9 protein-coding genes are annotated in these 23,867 nt (G+C 57.7%); 2 read left to right on the forward strand and 7 right to left on the reverse strand.

Annotated features, from left to right (window positions below):
* Positions 1-491: 491 nt before the first annotated feature.
* Positions 492-1,700, reverse strand: coding sequence for a hypothetical protein (locus VGL38_14735; protein ID HEY3296684.1), 1,209 nt, complete (start codon positions 1,698-1,700; stop codon positions 492-494).
* A 587-nt stretch (positions 1,701-2,287) separates the two neighbouring features.
* Between VGL38_14735 and VGL38_14740 the strand changes: the two genes are divergently transcribed.
* Positions 2,288-5,296, forward strand: a complete 3,009-nt coding sequence (locus tag VGL38_14740; GenBank protein HEY3296685.1) for a hypothetical protein — start codon at positions 2,288-2,290, stop codon at positions 5,294-5,296.
* Between the two features lie 183 nt (positions 5,297-5,479).
* Here the strand turns inward: VGL38_14740 and VGL38_14745 are convergent, their stop codons facing one another.
* From VGL38_14745 to VGL38_14770, 6 genes are all read right to left on the reverse strand, one after another.
* The gene (locus tag VGL38_14745; GenBank protein ID HEY3296686.1) at positions 5,480-7,054 is read right to left on the reverse strand and encodes a Ppx/GppA phosphatase family protein; all 1,575 of its coding nucleotides are present in this window, start codon (positions 7,052-7,054) and stop codon (positions 5,480-5,482) included.
* Entirely contained in the window at positions 7,051-8,418 is a 1,368-nt protein-coding gene (locus VGL38_14750) for a YfcE family phosphodiesterase (GenBank protein HEY3296687.1), read from the reverse strand. Before VGL38_14750 ends, VGL38_14745 begins: the two co-directional genes overlap by 4 nt.
* Positions 8,415-9,398 (reverse strand): CHAD domain-containing protein, encoded by a 984-nt coding sequence (locus VGL38_14755; GenBank protein ID HEY3296688.1) that lies wholly within the window; start codon positions 9,396-9,398, stop codon positions 8,415-8,417. Before VGL38_14755 ends, VGL38_14750 begins: the two co-directional genes overlap by 4 nt.
* Positions 9,395-11,599 carry a polyphosphate kinase 1 gene (gene ppk1, locus VGL38_14760; protein ID HEY3296689.1) on the reverse strand — a complete coding sequence of 735 codons (2,205 nt, stop codon included), beginning with the start codon at positions 11,597-11,599 and terminating at the stop codon, positions 9,395-9,397. Before ppk1 ends, VGL38_14755 begins: the two co-directional genes overlap by 4 nt.
* Before the next feature lie 368 nt (positions 11,600-11,967).
* Positions 11,968-16,146 carry a T9SS type A sorting domain-containing protein gene (locus VGL38_14765; protein ID HEY3296690.1) on the reverse strand — a complete coding sequence of 1,393 codons (4,179 nt, stop codon included), beginning with the start codon at positions 16,144-16,146 and terminating at the stop codon, positions 11,968-11,970.
* A gap of 751 nt (positions 16,147-16,897) precedes the next feature.
* Positions 16,898-21,937, reverse strand: coding sequence for a C25 family cysteine peptidase (locus VGL38_14770; GenBank protein ID HEY3296691.1), 5,040 nt, complete (start codon positions 21,935-21,937; stop codon positions 16,898-16,900).
* 818 nt (positions 21,938-22,755) lie between these two features.
* Between VGL38_14770 and VGL38_14775 the strand changes: the two genes are divergently transcribed.
* A complete protein-coding gene (locus tag VGL38_14775) occupies positions 22,756-23,859 on the forward strand; it encodes a hypothetical protein (GenBank protein HEY3296692.1) in 1,104 nt (367 codons plus the stop codon).
* The last annotated feature ends 8 nt before the right edge of the window (positions 23,860-23,867 follow it).

Consider the following 23,867-nt stretch of genomic DNA (forward strand, 5'->3'; position numbering starts at 1 on the left):
ATGCCCACAGAGGACGCGAAGCGAGAATTGTCCCTATCTGTCGTAACGTTGGTGAAAAAGGCAGGGAATACGGCACTCTGTGTACGCAAAATACATGAAAGGCGAGCCTGTCCCTAAACCGTCTTTTACGTTTTGTAAAATATTGTAAAACATTAATTTTCTGCTGACTCGTAATCAGCGGGTTGTAGGGTCGAGTCCTACGGGGTGCACCAGAGAAAAGCCTGTAAGTATTATGCTTACGGGCTTTTGTTGGCTATCGGGGGTATGATATGATTTTAGTGAATCTGCCTGATGTACACGCACCAGCAGCCAGGATATTCCGGCATATTCCTGCAGCATTTCATTAGACGTGCCACACCGGAGAAATCCCGCCAGCAAAAAGAATCCCTGCCAATGGTTATGGCAGGGACCGGGTTGTTCTCGTTGCCGGCGTCAAGCGATCTTGTCGGAATTGCTCTTCGCCACGACAGGCACGACGCATCACGTCTTCGCTAATTCGCTACGGCCCGAACCTGATAGAAGCCGCGGTCGCCCCCGACGTAGGGATCCGTGTAGTGGATAGAATCGGCTGGAAGCGCCACACCGATGGAATCCCACTGGCCGTCCGGCGCGACGCTGCGAAAGATCGTATAACGGTATGGCCAAATCGGCGCACCATCCGTATCCTGCGTGACGGCAGGCCAAGTCAGGCGCACCTGATTTTCCAACGGCTCGATGACCAATTGCTCGGGCGCGCGCGGCACCGGGCACGGGGCATACGTAGAAATGTTGTAGAGGCGAAAGGTCGTGTTGTCGGCCACGTAGGCTGTGCAGCCTGCCGTTACGATGCCGTAGCACGTACCGGGAGTATCACTGTACTCAATGTATGTGGGAGACGCCGGATTGCTGATGTCAAAGATCGAGAATCCGGCATCCTGGTAGGCTACAAAGAGATAGTTGCCACTGACATACACATCATAATCTCCTGAAGCAACAGGATTGATCCAGCGGGAAGCGAGGGTGGGTGCGTCGGGATTATCGAAGTTGTAGATCTCGAAGCCGTAGTTAACGGCTGCGTAGACATAATTGTCGCGAGCCACCATCCCGACCACGCCGGAGTAGGTGTACAACCATCCGCGAAACACGGGGTGGACAGGATCGGTGACGTCAATGCAACAGATCCGAGGGCCGAGTGGGACGTAGCAAAAATGGCCCACCACAGCCACGTCAAAGGCGCCGACATACGGAGTTGCCGAAACGGAGCTGACCTCGAACGGTGCGGCGGGGTCGGTGACATCTATGATACGCAGACTACCTGAGTAGCCGTCCGCGACATATGCATAATTGCCACTAACGGCAACGTTGAGCGCCAAGCTTGGGGTATCGTAGAATCCGACTTCCGTGGGAGCGGCAGGATTGCTGACATTGACAATCCGCAGCCCACTGGTACCGTCCGCCACGTATGCGAGACCATTTTGGACGGCCACACCGGTCGCCGACCCGGGCGAGTCAAAAACGCCAACTTGCACGGGAGCGGCGGAATTGCCAATATCGAAGATCCGTAACCCAGCGTCGGTCGAGGCTACATAGGCGTAATGACCCTGCACACAGAGGTCGTGGGCTCCGGCTGCCGCGACAAACGAACGCAACGGTGCCAGCGCGAACACCGGCCCAACATAGCTTGCCAGCACGGCGACTGCTAAAACCTTTAATAGCGTCATCGTTGGATCTCCAATGTAGATTCCCGAAGAATTCGCATTTGCAATTACTCGAGCAATAATCAATATAGTTCAATGAATCCCGAAAAACAAGGCGAACCGAGCACCTTTTGATAACATCGCCTTGAATGGGATCCGTGAGTGCATTGGAGCCGGCAACTTCCACAGGCATTCTCCCGATCAATTTTTTGACGAGGATTTAAACGAATGGCTAAGATAGAAGAACGCTGGCGACAACAATGGACGAGGATATCGAAATTATGATTACATCTCCTCTCTTGACCAGCAGAATGGGAAAATTTTTCATTGGATTAGGCTTACGAATTGATCCCTAATGAGATAAAGATTATTCAGAGTGTCTGGAAATTATCGGTTCTCGGTTGACCAGAGCGCAGCGGTTCTTTACCTTGTAGTGTTCAGTACTTTGCAAGAGATTTCACCGGAAAGACGCCTTCTGCCGAGCGAGTCCTCCGCGTGGCGCGGCTGGGTTCGCTCCATTTGTATTTGTGCAAGGGATTGCCACCACATCGCGGAACCGGCATCCCCGTAATTCTTTATATCTCACTTCGGCACATGCCGGGAGAGTCGGTATGAACATGCGAACATTTTTAGTGATCGCCACGCTCTGCTGTGTGGCTGCGGCACCTGTCGTCGCGCAGGACAGTATGCGCGTGTCGCGGATCGGACAAGTCATGGAGTGGAACACGGCGATGGATGTAGCCGTGCAGGGTAATTACGCGTATATTTCGGCACGAGTACCCAGCGCTATGTACCCGTCTGCCACTGGCTTACTGATCTACTCGCTCAGCAACCCATCGGCCATGGTGCAAACCGGGGCTTTCGTGACCCAGTTCGTCAATAGCGAAGCCGCCGGGGTCGAGGTTCGCGGGAACTACGCGTATCAGGCCGACGGGGCGTACGGTCTGCGAATTATTGACGTCAGCAATCCGGTTGGGCCGTTTCAGGCCGGGCTTTACGATACTCCGGGCACGGCGTACGGCGTAGCCGTCCGTGGGAATTATGCATACGTGGCGGACGGCAGCAGTGGTCTGCGCATTATCACTATCAGCAATCCCAATGCGCCTGTACAGGCGGGGTTCTATGATACTCCGGGCACCGCGTATGGTGTGGCGGTCAGCGGAAACTACGCGTATGTCGCCGATGACGCGAGCGGGCTGCGAGTGGTGGATATCAGCAATCCGGCAGCGCCGGTATCCGTCGGTGTGTACGATACGCCCGGTAATGCACGGGGCGTGGCCGTACAAGGGAACTACGCGTATGTTGCGGACGGCGGCAGCGGCTTGCGCGTGGTGGACATCAGCAATCCGGCGTCACCAGTCTCGGCCGGGGTGTATGATACGCCGGGCACAGCCACGGAGATCGCGCTGGACTGGCCACGTGCTTATGTGGCAGATGGCAGCGGTGGGGTGCAGATTATTGACGTCAATTATCCTCCCGTGCCCGTGTTGCTGGGAAGCCGTACGGTTACCGGCAACGCACGCAGTGTGGCGGTTGGCGGCGACAAGGTCTGCGTTGCGGCGGAGACCGGCGGCCTGCAAATCGTGAACGCGCATCTTGCTATGACTACCGGCGCGACCTATTCCAACTGGGCGAAGGGGGCGGTCGTGCGCGGCAACTATCTCTACTGTGCGGCCAGCTTCTACACAATGATGGTGCTGAGCCTCACCAATCCCATGGCGCCGACGATGGTCGGGTGGTACACGGCGGGTGGATCTACCAACGGGATTGCGCTAAGCGGCAACTACGCGTACCTGGCCGGAAACACTTCGAGCCTGCGGATCATGAACATCACCAACCCGGCTTCGCCGATCCCTGTCGGCTTTCTGGATACTCCCGGCACGTCATCGTATGGCGTGGTCGTGGTGGGCAATTACGCCTATCTGTGCGCAGACGACGCGGGTCTGATGATCATCAACATCAGCAATCCGGCTGCCCCCACACTGACGGGCACGTTCAATACTCCCGGCAATGCCCATAACGTGGTGGTGAGCGGCACCTATGCCTTTGTCGCGGACTACGGACGCGGACTGCGGGTTATTGACATCAGCAATCCGGCGTCGCCAACGGAAGTCGGCTTTGTGGATACCGGTGGCTGGTCCACAGGCATTACCATGAGGGGCAACTATGTGTACCTCGCAGATGGTTACCTGACGGGATTGCTGGTGTTTGACGTCAGCAATCCGGCAACGCCGGTACAGGTGGGAATCTACGACCCAAACACAGGATCGCCATGCGAGGTGATGCTCAGCGGCACCTATGCATGTGTCGCCAACGACCACAGCGTGCGAATCGTGGACATCAGCACTCCCACAGCGCCGGTAGAAGTTGCGTCCGCCAGTGGCGGGACGATAAGTTGGATTGCAGCCGGCGGCGGTTATATTTACGCCGGAGATATCTACGGCGAGACAAACGTCGTTGCGTATTCCATGGCGGATTGGGCCGCGCTGCCTATGGCTGGGGCTGCACGGCCTATGGGAGTCACAAGACATGTGGCGGCAAATGACAGTCTCGCCTTTGTGAGTCATGATAACAGCGCGATCGAGATTTTCCGCATTACGAATCCGGCAGTGCCGGTTCCGGTTAGCGTCTTCCCTACGCCGGGTTCTGTAGCGGCAGTCACCTTAAGCGGTCATTACGCCTACATCGCCAACGGCTATTCGGGACTGCGAGTGTTTGATTTCGCCAATCCGGCCGCGCCGGCAGAGACGGGATTCTGCGGCGAAGGAGCCTATGCAAGCGGCGTAGCCGTGCGGGAGAATTTCGCCTATGTGGCGAGCGCTGAGACCGGAGTGCAGGTGGTGGATATCAGCAATCCCGCGGCCCCGTCCGTAACCGGGGTTTGGGACACTCCGGACTTTGCCGTCAACGTCGCCGTAAGCGGTAACTATGCATACGTGGCAGACAACTTAGCCGGACTGCGGATACTTGACGTCAGCAATCCGGCGGCACCCACTGAAGTCGGTTTCCTCCAGTCGCCCGGCGGCATCGCTTTCGATGTGGCCGTCAGCGGCAACTATGTTTGCCTGACGGACAATGTCGTGGGTCTGCGGATTATTGACGTCACCAATCCTACTGCGCCGGTGCAACGGAGCGTGTTCGATGTGCCCGGCGGAGGAATGGGTCTCGACGTGCGGGGCCGCTATGCGTACCTCGCGATTTTCGGCGGCGGGATTGTGGTTGCGGATTTTCACGATCCGGCAGCGCCCGTGCAGGCCGGTTACTACCAGACCCTTAGCTTCACATGGGACGTGGCGCTCACGGGCAATATCTTGTGCGCGGCGGCGTTCGATCACTTCGTCCTGTACGATATTTCGGCGCTTGGGCGAGGCGTGCCGCGCGCACCGCAGCAGCTTGTGGTTCAGCCGGCGGGCAACCGCATGCAGCTCAACTGGCTGCCGGTAACGCAGGATACCAGCGGGGCAGCGGTTACCGTAAGCCGTTATACTATCCGGCGCGGCGCAGGCTGGCTGGCGCTGCCGGACTCCATCGGGTCCGTGTCGAGCGGCGATTCGCTGATGTTTTTCGATTCCACTATTTCCGACAGAGCCTACTACGACGTAAAGGCCGTGGTGGAATAGATTGCACCACGCGCTGTGATGCCCTGGCTGAGATTCGGGGATCACCGTCCCCGATCTTGCGCGGTGCACCATACAAAAAGCCTGCGAGTTAATGACTTGCAGGCTTCTTGTATGGCGAAAATTTGAACGACTATTTCATACGATTGTGACCACCGAATTCTCAGGTTCTGCGCCCGATATCGGTCATGATACTCGAGCATGCGTGGGCATCACACGGATTTCGAGCGCCTGTTCAAACGTTTTTTTGAAGGCGTCGAGATGGTGGCGAACACCCCACACTTCCAGTTCGCAATCCTGCGGAGCTTCCATGGTGAGAAGGATCCCGTCCTGAGGAACGCGCTCGAACGAAACGCGGGTTATCTTGCCGGCATGGCTTCTGTCCAGGCTCTCGGCCATGCGCAGGAGCATCGAAAGGGCCGGTACGGCACGCTTGGAGCGGGAATCGAGCGGTTCGAACAGCGGATGTTTCCGGCGGGCGAGGGTGCGGCGATGAAAATAGGCGGTAGCGGCCATGCAGGCCAATTCCTGCTGATCGAATCCGAGCAGATCGGCATTGCGAATCAAGTAATGGCTGTGCGCATGGTGATTTTCATAGGACACGAAGGTGCCGATGTCGTGCAGCAGAGCGGCGTATTCCAGCAACTCGCGCTCCGCCGCACCCAGCCAGTGCAGCCCAAGCTCCTTCGCGCTATCGAAGAGCATGAGAGCCAAATCCGCGACCTGCCGCGCGTGCTTCTCCTCGAAATGGCAGGCGCGTCCCAGTTGCATGACGCTGCGCATCCGCACCGGCATCTGGGTAAGCGCCCGGGTGGGATCGATGCGGGCGAGATAATCCATCAACAGGCCATCCCGCAAACCGCGTTCGCTGATGTGGATTGCGGAGAGGCGGGTTTCCTGGAGAATAGTCTCGATAATCGCCGCGCCCGCGAGGATGATGTCGGCGCGCTCGGGATTGATCCCCGGCACCTCTTTGCGCTTATCCTGAGTCAAGGGGCGGAGGAGCGCGACCACTCCCTGAAGCTGTTCCAGAGTGAGGACGTCGTCACGCTCGCGACGCCGTTTGAGGTAAATTCGAGCGGCGATATCGGCGAGGTTGGCGATGCTGCCGCTGCTGCCGACCGCCATAACGGCGGCGGACAGCCGGACGCGCTGAAACGTGCGCACGGCCACGCTGCGGATGTGTTCACGCATGGCGTCGTAGCGTTCACGGGATAACGGCTTTTCCGGATGCGGAATATACAGCGAGGTCAGGCGGATGGCGCCGAGCTTCAGCGACTCGAGCCATTGGAACTGCTGCTGGTCGCCGACGGATATTTCGGTGCTGCCGCCGCCGATGTCCACAAAGAGGGCGGTTCGTTTGTCAAGGTGAATTCCGCTGGCCACACCGAGATAGATGAGCCGGGCTTCCTCAATGCCGGAAATGACGTGGACGGTCAGCCCGGCCTCCGCTTCGAGTCGCCGGACGAACTCCTGCTGATTGCGCGCCTCCCGTGTCGCGGAGGTGGCGACCGCGACAATTTCCTTGGCGGCATGCGAACGTGCCAGATCGGCGAACTTGCGGCACACGAGAAGGGCGCGCTCCATCGCGTCGGCCTGCAGCATTTGGTTACGGAATTCCCCTTCGCCGAGGCGCACCGCTTCGCGCTGCTGCATGAGCACTTTATAGCTGTGGGCAGGAGTGACGCGCACCAGCAGCAGGCGCACGGCATTGGTGCCGATATCGATAAAGGCTACGACGTGACTGGCGTCTTCGGTCATGGCGCCATGACTTCGATCTTCAACTTGCGATTCAGCGCCTGTTCCAGCAGTTTGCCCTTTTCGAGAGCATACTCGCGCTCAGGCTGGGCATCCCCTTCCGTGCTGAGGCGGAGGTGGACATACTTCCTGGTGGCGCGGCAAATGACGGACAAGACCCTCTTCTGATGCGTTCGATCCAGACCGTCGGCGAGACGCAGAAAGCCGGCGAGCAGCAACACGGCGTCCCGATCCTTGCGCTTAAGGTCGGCGAAATGCTCGTGACTTTTGCTGGGCAGTGCGCGGCGGTGATAGCGCGCAATCGAACCGACGATCAAGCGTTCGCGATCATCCAGCGGCAGCGTTTGATCTTCGAGAATCATCTTGAGCGCGGTTTTGTGGTGCGCCTGACGCCCCTGCACCCACCCGATATCGTGGAGCAGGGCGGCGCACTCCAGCCAGAACCGCTCTTTGCGACCGAGTTCGGTGGCATCTTCCATCTGATCGAACAGGGACAGGGCAAGTTCGGTCACATGGTCCACGTGCTCCTGCTCGTGATTGAAGACACTGGCCGCGGTGGCTACATCCTTGACGCGGGCGGCATACTTTGCCGTCTTGGCCGCATCGTCTTCGGCTTCCTTGCGGCGATGCTTCAGCACCCATTTCAGACTGCGCCCTTCGAGCAGAACTTCCGCGAGGGCCTCCGGCAGGCCTCGCTCGCGCACGGCGTCAGCGGCCTCCTGCACCGGGTACTCCACGCGGTGATGTTTCAGCTTGAACGGCGCCTGCTCGGACGTGCGAATATCGAACACGGCGTAACAGGCGCGGGGATCGCCGTCATCGGGCCGGCCCACACTGCCGGTGTTGATGAACTTGACACCGGCGACATCCTTTACAAACGGCTGATGGGAATGACCGAAGATTACGATCTCGGCATCCGCCATTTGGGCGAGTTCCTCAAACCGCTTGTCCGGAGTGTCCGCATACAAGTGCTCATCCTGAGACGCAGGGCTGCCATGGCAGAGCAGGACCTTCCGGCCGTCGACTTCGAGGCGGCGGGTCGCGGGCAGCGCTGCGAGATATTCGCGGCTCGCGGGCGAGAGATGCTCGTAGGCAAATTTGAAGGCTGCAAGCTCCTCGGGCTCTTGGGCAGCCGCCCATTCTTCCGTCTTCCGGGGAAAATTGAGCGCTTCCACATCAACGTTTCCGGCGATGCTGACCGCCTTTTTGTCAATCAATAGCTGAACGACTTCATCCGGGAACGCACCGATGCCGACGAAGTCTCCCGTGTTCCAAATCATGTCGGCGTGGCGCGCGGCGGCATCCGCCAGGACGCTTTCCAGCGCGTGCACGTTGGCATGCACATCCCCGATCAAAGCAATTCTCATGTTCTTCTTCCTTTCGGTTGACCGTGCGCTTCCATAGCATCCCGAAGCACTTGCCATACCCATTCAGCCTCAAGGTTCTTCCAGTACGCCTCGAAGCGGGTGTGCTGAACTGTACGTGTCCCGGCGCGGTCCTGACGTACTGCTTCCAGTCCGGGAATCAGTTCCGAGAAGGTATCGAGATGACCAAAGTATTCCATCGTCCGAAGCCGCTCGGCAGCCTCGAACTCCCGTATACAATCCACCCAAACGTCGCAATCGTGGATATCCCCAAGTTGCTCCTGCACGTCTTTGGCCGCTGTGAGCGCAGAACGCAGCGCATCCCCGAAGACCGGTTCAAAGACTTCCATCGTATAGCGGAACCGCTTGGCGGCAATGCGCATGGCGTGATGCTCCGCCACAGCGCTCGCATCCACCACGTACGGTTCGTATCGCAAGAGATGATCGAGACACGCGCTGATGCGCGCCGCCGCAAGGCGGCGGATACTCCCTTCCGGCTCAATCGCCGCCGGCACTTTTCCATCCGGCGCCAGATCGGAAAGCGCGTCCTTCATAGCCGCGGCGACATCGCTTTCCTCGAAGCGGTCTATAGCGCGGATGACCTTCGCCTGCAGCATCGAGCGATTTTGCGTCAGGCGAAGCCGCAGCCGTTCGACTCCGGGGCGAAGGAGCGGATCGCGCAGGCCGCTCGCGAACCCGGCAAGAAACGCAAGCTGAACATCGCAGTCCCGGGCTGCGCCAAGCGCCCTGGTCAGTTGGCGAACCGATTTGCGCCATGCGGCGAATTGCTTTTTCGGAAAACAGTCTTCGAAGAGATCGAGGGCCGCGCGCACCCGGCGGGCCGCGACCCGCATGCGATGAATGTGTTCACTGCCCTCCGCCGCTCTGACGCCTTCGCGTTCCTTGAGCAGGGCGCGCAGTTTCCTGCGGAGCACATCCGCCGCGAAACGGCACACGGACGGATCCGAAACGCGTCCGCTCATGAGGATGGGCCCAGCGCGCGGAAATGTTCCAGCATCCATGCCTGCGAGTCCAGCGGAGTATCCTCCGCCGCGGGAGTTACGCGCCGGTAAGATCCGTCGGGCAGGAGGCGGCGCGCCTTCACATTATCGCCAAGATGCGTGCGCAGGATCGTGTTAAGCACAAGACTCTTAAGGGCCGGGTCCTGCACCGGGAAAAGGACTTCAATGCGGCGTTCGAGGTTGCGTGGCATGAGATCGGCGCTGCCGGTCAGGATTTCGTCGCTGCCGCCGTTAGCGAAATAGTAGATGCGGACATGCTCCAGAAAGCGTCCGACGATGGATGTGACGGTGATGGTTTCGCTAACCCCGGGAATGCCGGGCCGGAGGCAGCAGATGCCCCGCACTTGAAGGTCAATGCGGACACCGGCCTGCGATGCGCGATAGAGAGCCTGAATGCAGCGGCGGTCCACCAGCGCATTCATCTTGAAGGCAAGGTATCCTCCGCCCTGCGCCTGATGCACGGCGATTTCGCGTTCGATGCGGGCGATAAGTTCCTTGCGCATTTTCCCGGGGGCCACCAGTAATTTGCCGTAGGTCTCTTTGCGGGAATAGCCGGTGAGGGCGTTGAAGAGGTCCGTCATTTCCTCGCCGAATTCTTCATCGGCGGTGAGAAGCCCCAAGTCGGTATACACGCGGCTGGTCGAGGTGTTGTAATTGCCGGTGCTCATGTGAACATAGCGGCGGATGCCATCGTCCTCGCGCCTGACCACGAGGCACATTTTGGCGTGCGTTTTAAGTCCGATTACGCCATAGACCACATGTACGCCCGCCTGTTCCAGCGCCCGCGCCCAGGCGATATTATTCTCTTCGTCGAAGCGCGCCTTCAGTTCCACCAGCACGGCGACCTGCTTGCCGTTTTCCCGGGCTTCCATCAGGGCGTCCACGATGGGCGATTTAGGTCCGACGCGGTAAAGGGTTAACTTGATGGCAAGAACCTGGGGGTCGCGCGCGGCTTCGCGAACAAAATCCACGACCGGAGTGAAGCTGTTGTACGGATGATAGAACAAAACATCCTGGCTTCGCACCGCATCGAAAATATTTCCGTCATCACTCAGGGGCAGGGGCAGAGACGGCACAAACGGCGTATCCTTCAACTCAGGGCGTTCGAGCTTCATGAGCTGCATGAGGTCGGACATGCCGATCAGGCCTTTCACGGTGTAGACCTGCATCTCTTCGATCTCGAGGTTTTCGACGAGGATTTTGCGGATGCGGTCGGGCGTGGCGATATCCAGTTCGAGCCGCACTTCAGGACCGAAGGTCCGTTGATCCACGCTTTCTTCGATGGTGGTAAGCAGATCCTCCGCGTCATCTTCCACGATTTCGAAATCGGCGTCGCGCGTGATGCGAAAAGAGAACGTGTCGACAACATCCAGGCCCGGGAAGAGACCGTCGAGATTGGCGGCAATCAGGTCCTCGAGCCAAATGAAATCGGCGGTTGCCGTAACATCGGATTCATCATCCTTCGGAATCGGCACGAGACGGGGAAATGTGTCCGGGACCTTCAGGCGGGCGAAGCGCTCTCCCCGTTCGGGATCATTGACCACCACGGCAAGATTCAGACTCAAATTGGAGATGTGCGGAAACGGATGTCCGGGATCGAATGCCAGAGGAGTCAGAACCGGATAGATTTCTTCCTGAAAGTAGTGTTTCAGCCGATGGCGTTGAGCCGGTGAAAGCTCATGGTCATGCAGGACGCGAATTCCTCTGCCGTTCAACTTCGGCAGCAAGTCGTCGTACCAGCAGTTGGCCTGCCGTTCATACATCACTTCAACCGTCTGGCGAATCGCCGCCAGTTGTTCGGCGGGCGTCATACCGTCGGAGGAGAGTTCAACGATCCGCGCGGCAAGTTGCCGTCGTAAGCCCGACACCCTCACCATGAAGAACTCATCGAGATTGTTGGCGAAGATCGCCAGAAACTTCACACGCTCGAGCAGCGGGTGAGACATGTCCATCGCTTCTTCGAACACGCGCCAATTGAACTGGAGCCAGCTCAACTCGCGGTTGATGAATAGCTTGGGATCGTCAAGATTGCGGGCCGGAGACGAAACCGCAGTCGACGCATGCGAAGGGTCAGAGCCATTGCCGGCGGCCTGGGCAGACTTCGACGCAGGGGTATCGGTTCGGGCGACATCCGAAGGAAGGTCGTAGATCGAGGGGTCCAATTGTTACGATTGTGTTAAGACAAATGCATATTCAGACATCGCATAAGGTAATATCTGCAAGGGGAAAAATCAAGATCATTGGAGCAATAGCCAATCATCCGATCCGAAATCGTCCCGAAACATGGTCTCCGAATAGATCTAAATGTACGTTAAGGTGACGGCTGTAATAAGCATGCCTCTGATGCAGATTCGGCTGGGAGGCTACAGCAGGCGATCATGGCGAGCGGTGTGCCTCTGGGAAGCACGCTAACGGACGTCTCTATCCGAATGCGACCACGACGTGGGTCACACCAGAATTGTCCCGAAGAAGCAGGGGCCGGCCCCACGTTCCGGAGCCGGCCCCTTGTGCTACTGCTCAACAGGTCAAGTTATCGCAGAAGAACGACGCGCTTGATCTGGTTCATCTTTCCGTCCACCTTCGCGGAAATGAAGTACATACCGCTGGACAACATGTGGGCATCAAACCCAACGTTGTGATAACCGGCGGCCATGCGGCCATTGACGAGGGTCATGACCTGCTCACCGAGGGTATTGAACACGACCACTTTCAGCGTCGAGGCTTCGGGCAGTCCGATGCGAATCGTCGTTGTCGGGTTGAACGGATTCGGATACGAACTGACGATTGAGTACTCGGACGGAAGTGCCGGGTCCTGGCCATGCGTACCCAGCGCGCCGAATACGGCGGAGATATGGACGACCGTGGGGGCGTCCACCGCGTAGTCGAACGTAATGGTGTGGTTCTGGACCAGGTCGAACGTCTCGCCGTTCACAGACGCCGTGGCGCGGAATCCCGCGGGTACGGAGTATTGCGCCAACGCCTCCACGTCGAACGTCATGGTAACGGTGCCGCTTTCAGAGGCATTCACGACGAAGTCCCACGAGTCGGACATCCGGTCAGGAGTATACGGCGCACGGATATCCGTGACGAAGTAGCGGCCGAAGGGCGAACCCCAATTCTGTCCATCCACCACCGCACGAACGAAGTTTCCGGACGGCGGCAGCGGAGGCTCGGTGACGTCGATGCCGTTGTCCCAGAGGGACGTCGCACCGTTCCGGCAACCGAAGCCGGAGAGGGTGTTGTGCATTGAACCCAGCGACATCGTGATCGGAACCATCCAGTCGCCATTGAAGTCGTCGAGATGGGTAACGGGGCGGCCATCGGCATTGGGCAAACGATGAGGACGGAAGCCGTCTACCGCGGTCGAGTCACGGCGGGTCCGCATCTTCAGAGTTCCGGTATAGGCGCTTCCGGTCACGAGGACGTAGCCCTTACCCGGTTCGAGGTTATCGGTCGGCGAAATCGTCGTGGTGAAATCACCGGATGCATTGTCGAATCCTACGAAGGACGTCGGATCGATCCAGATGCTGGCGTCGCCGCCCTTATCCGCGGTCGTGGTGACATCCGCCCACGTGTACGTGGTGGTGAAATTGTCCACGGAGAACATCCAGTCATCGGCCTGCAGATGATTGCCGCCGAGGTCTTCGTTACGCACGGAGGAACCGATCAGGTTCGGCGCACCGGCATCGAAGGTGAGGTCCACATCGGCTGTGGCATCGGCGATTGTGCCCTTGACTTTGCCGAGACCGGAGTTGCCGGCGGCAGCGGTATTATCTTCGTACAGTACGAGGAAGTAACCCTTGGCAATCGTCATCGAGGACGGCTGGGTGTAGCCGTTGCCCAAGGAGTAACCGAATACGGTGAAGCCACCGGCGATACCGCTGTCGTTACCCGTATGGGTGGTGAAGACTTCCGCGGGAAGGCTGGCGACAGGACTCAGGGGAAGCGAAATCAGGTTCCAACCCGCCGGATAGTCGCCGGTGAAGTTGAAGACGTCGGGAACCAGCTTGAAGTTGACATACATCGTATCGATGTTGCCCGCCCAGTCTTCCGTAATATAGCGTAACTGCGCGTTGTTCAGAATCGCATTCGGGCTGCCGGAGAACAGGGCCCAATCGTCCGTGTAGGGCACCCAGTCGTGGGTCAGGTTCGCGTTGGCGATTCCATTGGTCGGATTGTCCGGCGTCGCAGGCATGACCGGCATGTTGTTCAGCGTCGTAAAATTCTCACGCGGATTGTTCGCCACAGGGCCGGTTGAATCCGGCAGGGGTGAGAAGGCGATGATGGTGCGGCGAACGGGACAGGTATTGTCCACAGAGACCGTCAGCGTCGTCTTGCTGTTGCGTGAGATTTCGGAGGTGCTATCCGCGGCCGGCATCAGGGGGGTTACGACGGGCGGAGTCTTGTCGCCGATCAGCAGGGCAAAGGTCCGGGTCTGGGGAGCGCCCGTCGTACCCGTGGAGAGGTATTTGAACTCCTTGTTGGCCGTGGAAGCGCCCAGCACGTTCTGGTAATCCGTTCCATTCCAGAAGATGACCGGCCAGACATCGGGGTTGTGCGTCGAGTCATCGAATGAGAACGTCACAGAGTCGGATTGATCGGTTTTCGTCTGAATGGTGAACACGTATGAAGCCGAGTCGAGGCTCTTGCCTTCGTAGTTACGGAAATCCGCGGACAGTTTCTTACGGAAACCGGAGAGGCCGCTCTCGTAGAAATAGGTCTGGATGTAGTTGTTACCCAGCACCGGCGGTTCGGGGACGTCGAACGCATCGAAGGTATCGCAGGCGGCCGCATTGAAGCCGGCGACGTTGCCATTGTCATAGTACGGAGTTGTCGAGGCCACGTTGCTGTTCAACATGATGTAGAACGCATCCGGGGGCATCGGCGGGCTGAGAAATCTCCAGCCACCGGGGGCTTGATTGCAGGATCTCTCGTAGGTCGTGTCGACCTGCGCCTTCACCTTCCAGTAGTACATCGTCCCGAGGGGCAGAGCGGTGCCGAAGGTGTAGGCGTTGGTTGCGATATTGGACACCACGGTGGGCGTTGTGAAGCTTGCGTCCGTGGCATAGGTCAATTCATAATGAACAGTCCCGCCGAATACGGCATCCGTCGAGGCTTGCCAATGCAAGGTCGGGGTCGTGGTGTTGACGGTGCTGCTGTCCGCGGGCGATGTTAAGTCAAAGGCGGTCGGCGGAGCAGGCGGCGTAATGAATCTCCATCCATTGGGGGACTGGGTACAGGCCTGTTCATACCCTGTGCCGTCCTGAGCCTTCACCTTCCAATAGTACATCGTGGCAAACGGCAAATCCGCGCCGAAGGTGTAGGAGTTGGTCGCGATATTGGACACCACGGTGGGCGTTGTGAAGCTTGCGTCCGTAGCATAGGTCAATTCGTAATGAACCGTATAGCCCAGCAGCGTATCCGTGGACGCTTCCCAGTTCAGGGTCGGCGTCACACTGGTAAGCAGTGCGCTGTCCGCCGGCGCGGTCAGATTGAAGGCCGTAGGATTGGGGTTGGTCTGCAATTGCGGAACGTTGAAGAGCCAGAAGACGGCGTCGATGGATGCACTGGCATCGTTGCCAACGCCCGCGACGAGAATCGTCGAGTCGGCCTGGACTCTCACGAAGTTGCCGATGTCGCCGGTGCGACCGGAATCGTATGTATTTACCCAATCCATAACAAAGGCATGACCGTTATCCTGAATTTCCGTCAGATAAAGATCGTTTCCTTTACGGCCAGTCACCACTATGTTGCCGTTCGCCATAATATCAGCATCAAAGAATTCGACGTCGGTGTCGGCGGTGGTGAATTCATAGCCGTCGACCAACGTGCCTGTCGTAGCCGAGATCTTTGCGATATAGCCTCTGCGTCCGGTACCGGTGCCACACGCACCGATCAGGATGAGTTTTCCGCTCGCATCCTTGCGGATAACGCGGATAACATCGTCGTTACCCGTTCCGGCGGCACCGGAGAGAGTAAAACCGGCGACCGAGGATCCGTCGACAATTTTGATCAGTCTGACGTAGATGTCGTTGTTCGCGCCGGACTTGGTGCGACCGCCGATGGCGACGATGGAGTCGTTGACCTGGCAAATCGCGTAGCCTTCGTCCTCATTCGCGGACCCGATCATGACCATTCGATCCGCAGCGATCACGGAGCTGCCGATGGTCGCGCGTACATAGTACATATCGCCGGCGCCGGCGTTCCCCGCTTGAGCGCTGAAGCCGACCATAGCCAGTTTGCCGTTGTACGCGGAGCCGGTGAGTTCGATCACATTATTCAGTCGCGTAAGCGTGCTGGTCGAGCCCAGAGTCTGCAAGTTGGCCACGGCAGTGCCGATGGCCGTACGCACAAAAATCGAACCGCGCGTTTCTATTCCACTGATCGTCTTTTGACCGACCAGCACGGAGTTGCCGTTGGTAAGGAAGCGGCCGCCGTTCATGTCAAAGTGCGCCGTGGTGCCATCGGAGAACGTTGTGGCACTGGTGGCGCCCGATGAGGGGACAAGGGCAAAGAATGCTCCGGCCCGCTGAGACGCGATGACGCTTTGACCAAGGAAATTGTAGCTGTTGGCATTGATCCTGGTCCCGAAGACAGCCGTCTGTTTGGTGCCTGCGGCACCGTGCAATCGCGGCCAGTTTGTTGCCACCGTCGGGGCAACGCGATTATCCGCCTTTGCAATTCCGACCACAAAAAATAGAGAACTCATGAGCACAAGTGCCAATGACTTCACCGATTGTCTTAACATCTTGACCTCTTTCCATTGGTTCGATTAGGTTGCCCCACGGATTGACAATTTCCCTTGGGCAATTTGTTCAGGTGATCATTTCAAGCTGAAAATGGTTGTCGGATACGAAAAACACCTGTCACCCGGGGGGGGGAAGCCCGCATTGGTCTTCCCATGCGTTGGAGCAGAAGAAATGACCGTGGAATGGGATGTTCTTTTCGCCATGCTCAGAGTCTGAGCATGGCAAGTGTATCACGTCGCTTATAGCGTGGCGATGTTCGGTCTTATAGGTGAGCTATAGTTTCCGAACAACGGGGTGCGCGTTTGTCTGATACCCTTTCCTGTCCGCACCTTGTTATAGATTTGGACAATGCAGGTCGACGTGCGCGCGGGCAGACACAAAAAAAGACACAGCAATGAATCCAGAGGACTCAGCACTGTGCCTTGAACTCGCAGTTCTGTCTCACACTGCGCGGAAAGGCCCCCCGCCTCAAATCCGGGAACTCTTGGTTAGTTATCGGCTCACCATGTTGATACTTTAGTTGTCGCTGGGGATGGCGTGGATACAGGCACAGTGCCGGTTCGGCAATTCAAGTTCTATTCCTCGCCGCCACACCGCGTGGGTTTCGGCCCACCAACTCGCACAAAGTAAAAGCCTGCAAGTCATTAACTTACAGGCTTCTTTCTTGCTTGAACGACTGCCTTAGGTTGAGATACACATCCAAGGCTCAGGTCATTTCATGAGGATCATCTTGGCGCTTTGGGTGAAGTTACCGCTTGTAAGGCGGTAGAAGTAGACACCCGAGGGCAAAGCCGAGGCATCGAAGGAGATGTCGTAGAAGCCGGCGGACTGTTTGGCATTGACCAGATCGGCGACCTTCTCCCCCAGCACGTTGAACACCGACAGGCGCGTCAGACCATCGGTCTTCAGCTCATAGCGGATGTTGGTGGTGGGGTTGAAAGGATTCGGATAGTTCTGGTGCAGGGCATAGCGAGCCGGCAACGCTTCCGGAGACGGATCTGCTGAGACGGCATGGCGCACCTCCACCGTGATGGGCAGCGCCACCGTGGAGTCATAGATTGCACTGGTCACACGCAGGTTCACATGGTAGGTGGCGTTGCGGAGGTGCGTGCCATAGAGTGTGAGGGCAATACTCCGGGATCTCCCCGCAGCAACATAGCCCGTCACGGGAGCGATATGTATCCAGGACGTGTCGAACGCCATTTCATGAATGGCTAAACGCGCACTGTGAGCGTTCCGCACCACTCCGCCGAATACCAGCATCAGGTTGTTCCAGTCCGCTGTAACGGTGCAGCCTGCGGCAAGTTCGCCCGCAGAGTCGGGAAGGTCGCGGACGGTACGGAATGAGCCGGACAGCGGATTGTACTTGGAAACCCGCCGTTGGCCGGCGCCATCCCGGCCAAAGATATACAACTGGCCCGTATCCGGGTCGGCGGAATACCATCCCAGACCGGTGATGATCAATCCGGGATTGGGAACGTGTGCAACCTGAGTGCCCTGTCTGCCAAGGGCGTAAATGTCGGATGTGTAATCTGCCACCCAAAAATTCCGACCAACGGAATCATAGGCAAGGGCGCGGGATGGATTGAGAGGACTTGGAAGGCTGTCACGCACTGTGCCGCCGGCGTCAATCCCGTAGATCATTTGGTTGTCCGCGCCGTACAGCAGAGTGCCATCGGTTGCCAAATCAAACCAGCCGAGAGCGGTTGTAGAGGGCTGCGGAACGGATCCGAGGAGTTGACCATCCAAATCGAAACGGTAAAGCACGGGCGTTCCATTGGGGCCGTTCGAATCCGTCACCCACCATTCATTATTGAAGAGTTCACAGCCCCACGCCTCACTGTTGCCGACCTGGCCCGAGAGATCCACCGTTCCCACGGAATCCCAGGGGGCTGGGTGGTCATTTCCGGCCGGGGACACCTGAATGGAGTAATCCAGCAGGCCATTGCCGGGATTGGAGATGGTGAAGGCGTCCGCCACCGGCATGTCACTCAGGGTATCCTGAAGCGATTCCGGAGTCAAGGTCATCTCCGGGTGGCGCAGCGCAAAGTTGACAATCGTTGTGCTGTCAAGGGCGACCCGCACGCTGTTCACCGAGTCGTTGTCGAAGCGATAGTACGCTGTGTGCATGTTGTAGGCGCCGATAAGCACATCGGGAATCGCATAATGACCGGCGGCGTCCGTGATGGCATGGTATGTCTGACCATTCATGAGAACGTTGACACCGGCCATCGGCTGATTGTCGGCCATATTGACCACCGTTCCTTCGATCTGGCCGAACAACATGCGCGCATCTGTGGTAAACAGGATCGCCCGCCCGTCGGACACGGTGGCCGCACCGGCAGCATAGATGTCCTGATAGGCATAGCTCAAGCCTACCGTATTGCCGGGCATCTGGATACCGATGGTGGAGCCGGGAGCGTCGTCGTCGTACTGCGAATTCATGTTCATGACGACGTGGTTGTACTGGACCACGACGTTGCCGTTGCCGCTGACTGTCGGCTGAAAGGTGGTGTCATACAGCACAACTTCAAAGTCGAGGTTGAATGTCCCGTGATTGAAAGTGGCCTTCCACTGAATGATGTAGCGGTGGTTGGTGGAGTCGTTCTTCACCCACACGCCGTGTCCGGTGCCTGTGGTCTGCAGATCATCCCAGTAAGGGGCGATCATGGCATCCGGGGCGCGCATCGCCGGGATCTGGAAGTTGCGGAAACCGTCATACCAGCTTTGATCCCCGAAAGCGCACCAGCCGTTGGAACAGACGGTGATCGAGTCATACACTTGCCCATAGAATTTGAAACCGAAGGGCAACCGACGCACCGCTGACCAGATGGGATTTATAGTTGTCTTTTCGCCGGTGTCATTGAGATTCAGATTTTGACCCGAGCTGCTGATATCCACATAGGAAAACACAGGGTGCATCGCACTGGTTGTGTCAGTGTTATCCAGGGCAACGTAACCAAACGCATCCGGTCCGGTGGGATCGGTGCTTTGGGCCGTGCCCAGACTGATAGTAAACTCCGTGGTGTCGACAAAACCTGATGACGTGGTTAGAATCAGGCGCATTGGCGCTTGCAGGCCGCGATAGGCCAATGGACTGGCGGTGATGGAAAATGGCACCGCTGAATTGGAATCCAGCGCACCCATGGCTATGTCACCGAACGATGCTGTGGCCGTATTTGTCTGAACGAGCGGCGTGAGCGGTTCCAGTTCTCCGGTGACGCCGGTCATCGGAACGCTGCCCACATTTCTCACAACGACGGTCAGGTTAACCGTTGCCCCCGGATCGAACACGCCGCTGAGCTGGTGCCGTTGGTACTGCGCGTTGCCCGCATGAGAAAGCATGGGGATCGCGCCGACCGTCTGGCCGGCAGATGAGGTGATGGTCAGCGGGAGCATGACCTGTACGTTGTCCTGTAAGGATGGGCTGATATGAATTCGAAACGGCGTGGCCGCCAATGCCGAATCACCGGGGGCGATGCCAGCAAAAGCGGAAGCGCCGGACACAACGGTGATCAACGGATTGCCGCTGGTGAGGGTGGCGGAAACGTTTGTCACGGTCGTTTCGTTGCCAAAGTTACGGACGTAGACCGGCAGGTCAATCGTTTCGCCGGGGTTCATTAGATGATCGCCGTTGCCTGAACTGCCGCCGGTGTTGTCATCATCGAGGACTACGGAACTGAACAACGGCGCTGCAGCCGCCTGAATACAGGGAATGGTGTAAAGATACGGCTTGATATTGTGCTTGGTGATGGTTAGAGCCATGCTGCCGGCGGCATTTACGCTGACGGGCAGTGTAATGTGTCCAACGGCGTCGGTGAGACCTGTCACCCATGTGGAATCGGGGCTGCGTTTCCAGAGACAGACGAGAGCGTTTTCCACCGCCACGCTATCGGCAGAGCGACGCACGGTGATCTCCACCGAACTTGCGCCGATGTCCAAAGAGTCCGGATGAGTGACGATGAGGCGCTGCGGCACATCGGTCCACATCGAAAGGCTGGGATCGCCGAGAAGGTTGAATAGCCGGACATGTCTGGCGACAAGCCCACGCGGGTCGCCATAGGGATCCGGCCAGTCCGGCGGAAAGGAATAGTAGAGTTGGGCTTTGGCACCGGCCATAGCCGTGCCGAGGTGCTCAACCTGCAGATCGGTGATGGTGTAGAGCAAGCCGCTGGTGAGGTAGACATTGGTGTTGTATGAAACTCCGGAGGTAGAGGTTCCAATGCCGCAGACGCCGCCGCGCGGGTTGCTGGGCGTTCCTGTACACAGGAAGTTCTCAGCCGGACCGTCCGGAGCCGCAGAATACACATAATCACCGGCGGATTCCGCCATGGTGACGCAGATCGGTAACCGCCAAACGGTGTTGCAGTTGTCGGGAGTAGAGGTGGGCATGCCGCCGATCCATGTTCCCTGCCAGAAGAAGAAGCCAACGCCTGCGTTCAAGCGTGTTAGGACATCGGTTGGGACAATCGCATCAGACGGGTGGGTTAGCACGGTCACACTGTCTACGGCGGTATTGGCGATAAACTGCTGCCGGCCCCAGCGCATCATCAGGTAATTGTCAGGGCTGCTCCTGCCCACACCGGCGTAGAGGAAGGCTTTGTGGAACCACATGGTATCTGCCACGCCGGGGGAGCTTTCCACACGCGGATTGCGCTCGTAGCCCATGATCTTGGCGTTGATGGTGGCCAGCGCGGTGGCGGTGCCACCCGACAGGCGGCCAACACCAATGTCTTCGAGATCATCGCCGGTATTGCCTAAGGCATAACTATGATCATAGTTTCCAGTGTTGGATCCGTCCACGGGAATGCCCCAAGCAGCTCCCGGGTCACCCATCAGGACCACGAACTCCAAGGGCGCATCTATGGGCGCGTTGGCATAAGCTGCGCGGATAACCGTCAGTGCTTGAGTGGACGTCCAGGATGCGCGGGCATCAACGGTCACCCTGTATCCCATGCGTGTTTTCCACTGGGCAAGACTGTCGGCCCAGGGACGGGGAGTGGCATTGCTGGACGTCAGAATCAGCAGGCTGCCCGGCGTCGTGGTCATGTCATCCAAGGCATTGGCATCGAGGTTGGCAATCGTTCCCCGGTAGATGGACGCCCATTCGCGGGAGGGCCGATGGGGATTCAGCAGTTCGTTGACGCCGGGATGATTATTGGCGACCACATCGACGCTGAGATTACGGTAGATGCGGGCCTGATGGGTGACCGGATTGACCTGCACGGGGTAGAGCGTGACCGTGACCACGCGGAAGTCGCGCATGATCATGGGATCGCTCATCACCGCCACATTCTCCGGATACCAGCCATCCTTGCTGTACACCGCCTCATTGCGCACGAGGGCATTGAATCCCGTATCTCTGAGTTGGAGCGGCAGCGGATTGACATCGTTTACCACGTCGTATTCGGCGCCGGTGATGATCATGTCGGCGCTGCCGGTATGGGGAATTTGATAGAAGCGGGTGACCTGCGGGACAGCCGGACTGCCTTCGGCCAACACGGACTGCTCTCCGGCAATTCCGAATTGCTGATAGGTTTGGTAGTCCACGGTCACATCCTGTGTGACGATCACCGGTGAAACGAGCGCGATGGTTGTCTGCTCCGGAGACGTACGGGTCACGTTTAGATGCGCTGCGGAATGGGCAAAGTCGCGCACGCCAAGAGGTGCCATCGCGCTTTCCATGCCCGATGCGGTGAAAGAGGCCCACAACACGCCCGTACAAAATAGCAGCTTAGCAAGATGTCGCATGGAACTCTCCTTGGTCCGTGAATGATGTGTCGAGTCAGAAAACCCACTATTCATTCTCAATTCTAAATTTTGGATTGTGTGCGCCATCATCAAAAGACTATGAGACCCAGTTTCATGACCTTGTCCTCCATGAAGTCGGCTTGTTGAGCAGCAGACAAGAATCCGTCGTGTGGAACGGTCTTTTCCAGACATGTCAGGAATATAGTCACGCAATTGGTTAACTGCAATAATGGAGACCAAGAAATTGCAATTCCCATGACAGGTTAAACGGTCCGATTCTGAACAGTGCACAGAAGCATCGGCTTGCGGAGGGTGCCCGCAGGATTCTACTATCGCATCTACTTGTATTTGTGGTGTTTTCACCGACCCAATATAAATTCGCCTATCATTTCATAATATGCATGTGTTTATACGCGATAAATATTTGCGATTATGATAATTCTCTTGACTCTCAGAGAGTCCTTACGTAGATTAACCACTTGCTACCCACATCCGGCATAGTGTGATAACTTGCCACGTGAGGCCGGCACCGATGAGCTGTTAACCCTTGCTGGTTCACGGATAATCGGATCGATCTTACCCTGCGAGCACATTGATACTGTGCGCATACCCACCATCGTCCTTTCGCCTTCGCACCGCCCAGATCCCGCAAGCCCGTCGTCACGTTCAGATATTCCCTCTCGCGATCCGTCTGTGCTACGGCCATCGATTTGGCCTACGTCCCGCCTCTGTGACAACGCTGCTGCCGCGCCCGAGATGCGTTTGGCCGCTGAAATCGTGTTGCTTCTACATGTTGTGATCACGCAGGAGACTTCGCTATGGGTGACAAGAAGCTGTTGCCGTCGGTGACCTACGGAAATCGACATGGCATTCGAAATCTATCCCGCTGGACCGGCCTGTGCTCGCATCTCAGCAAGATGCCCGGATACTCCGCTCACTGGATAGCGTCGCATATGGTGGGCCGGGAAATCTCCCGTAACATCTGCATGCCCAATTTGCTGTTTGAACATTTAGAGATTTGGTCCAAGATATGGGCGGGCTCGGTGAATTCTCATATGCGGCCGGTCATGAGCCCTGCGCATAGCCGCGCTCCATCCGCGCAATCGGGAAATCATACCGCACAAAAGAGAATTCTTGATGTCTACACCGTGGAGTTGGAGCGCTATTACACGGAAGCATTTCAGCGACCGGGCCAAAGGCCGCCGGGGGGAGTGGTGGATCAACGGGGCATCGAGTGGTTCTGCCATGTCTGTACCGCTTACGATTTCATGAAGTACGTCTGCCAGCAGAGCACGGATGCAAGGCACTGGCTCGGCTTAGACTCCACGCTCGATCCCAATGAGGCACAGCTTACGATCCTTACGGAGCAATTGGAAGAGGATCCGCAGACGCTTTCCGACCTCCTCAGCCAGAAGCCCGTCAGTCTCTATCACCACGATGGAGTGCACCATACGGGTCCCTTAGGTTTCTGGGTCTTTCCGCAGGACGTCTTTGCCGAGGACCTGATTCAACGAAGCGCCCAGCGTAAGCACGTCGCTGATGACCATATCGCAGATGACGTCGTCGACAAGTTGGGGCTATTTTCAGTCAATCCGTTGCCGAACCCCGCCAGCAACTTCTTTCTGTTAATCCGGATTCCCACCAAGGCTTTGGCGGGCGCAGATATCCGCTGCCCGACCATTTTTCACGGAAAGGGCAAGCTGTACTGGTGTGCGTCACTGGAAGCCGCGGGTCCGGACGCGGGGTGGAACCGAACGCGCGGGCTGTCGACCCTGACGGCCCAAATTCGAGAGGCTTATAGTTCGAATATCCCATGGAATACTCGCATGGAAATTATCCCCTTGGGTGCGATTTCCGGACCTCCGGACAAGCTCCTGACGGACACGACTGATGGCTATGACCTGTATCGGCAATTACTGTAGTCTTTGTG

Source organism: bacterium (genome assembly GCA_036504735.1).
Taxonomy (GTDB): domain Bacteria; phylum Electryoneota; class RPQS01; order RPQS01; family RPQS01; genus DASXUQ01.

Bases quoted from the DNA above. Each gene is read 5' to 3' on its own strand.
- VGL38_14735 (HEY3296684.1), bottom strand. From the start codon at position 1,700: ATGACGCTATTAAAGGTTTTAGCAGTCGCCGTGCTGGCAAGCTATGTT.
- VGL38_14740 (HEY3296685.1), top strand. From the start codon at position 2,288: ATGAACATGCGAACATTTTTAGTGATCGCCACGCTCTGCTGTGTGGCT.
- VGL38_14745 (HEY3296686.1), bottom strand. From the start codon at position 7,054: ATGACCGAAGACGCCAGTCACGTCGTAGCCTTTATCGATATCGGCACC.
- VGL38_14750 (HEY3296687.1), bottom strand. From the start codon at position 8,418: ATGAGAATTGCTTTGATCGGGGATGTGCATGCCAACGTGCACGCGCTG.
- VGL38_14755 (HEY3296688.1), bottom strand. From the start codon at position 9,398: ATGAGCGGACGCGTTTCGGATCCGTCCGTGTGCCGTTTCGCGGCGGAT.
- VGL38_14765 (HEY3296690.1), bottom strand. From the start codon at position 16,146: ATGAGTTCTCTATTTTTTGTGGTCGGAATTGCAAAGGCGGATAATCGC.
- VGL38_14770 (HEY3296691.1), bottom strand. From the start codon at position 21,937: ATGCGACATCTTGCTAAGCTGCTATTTTGTACGGGCGTGTTGTGGGCC.
- VGL38_14775 (HEY3296692.1), top strand. From the start codon at position 22,756: ATGGGTGACAAGAAGCTGTTGCCGTCGGTGACCTACGGAAATCGACAT.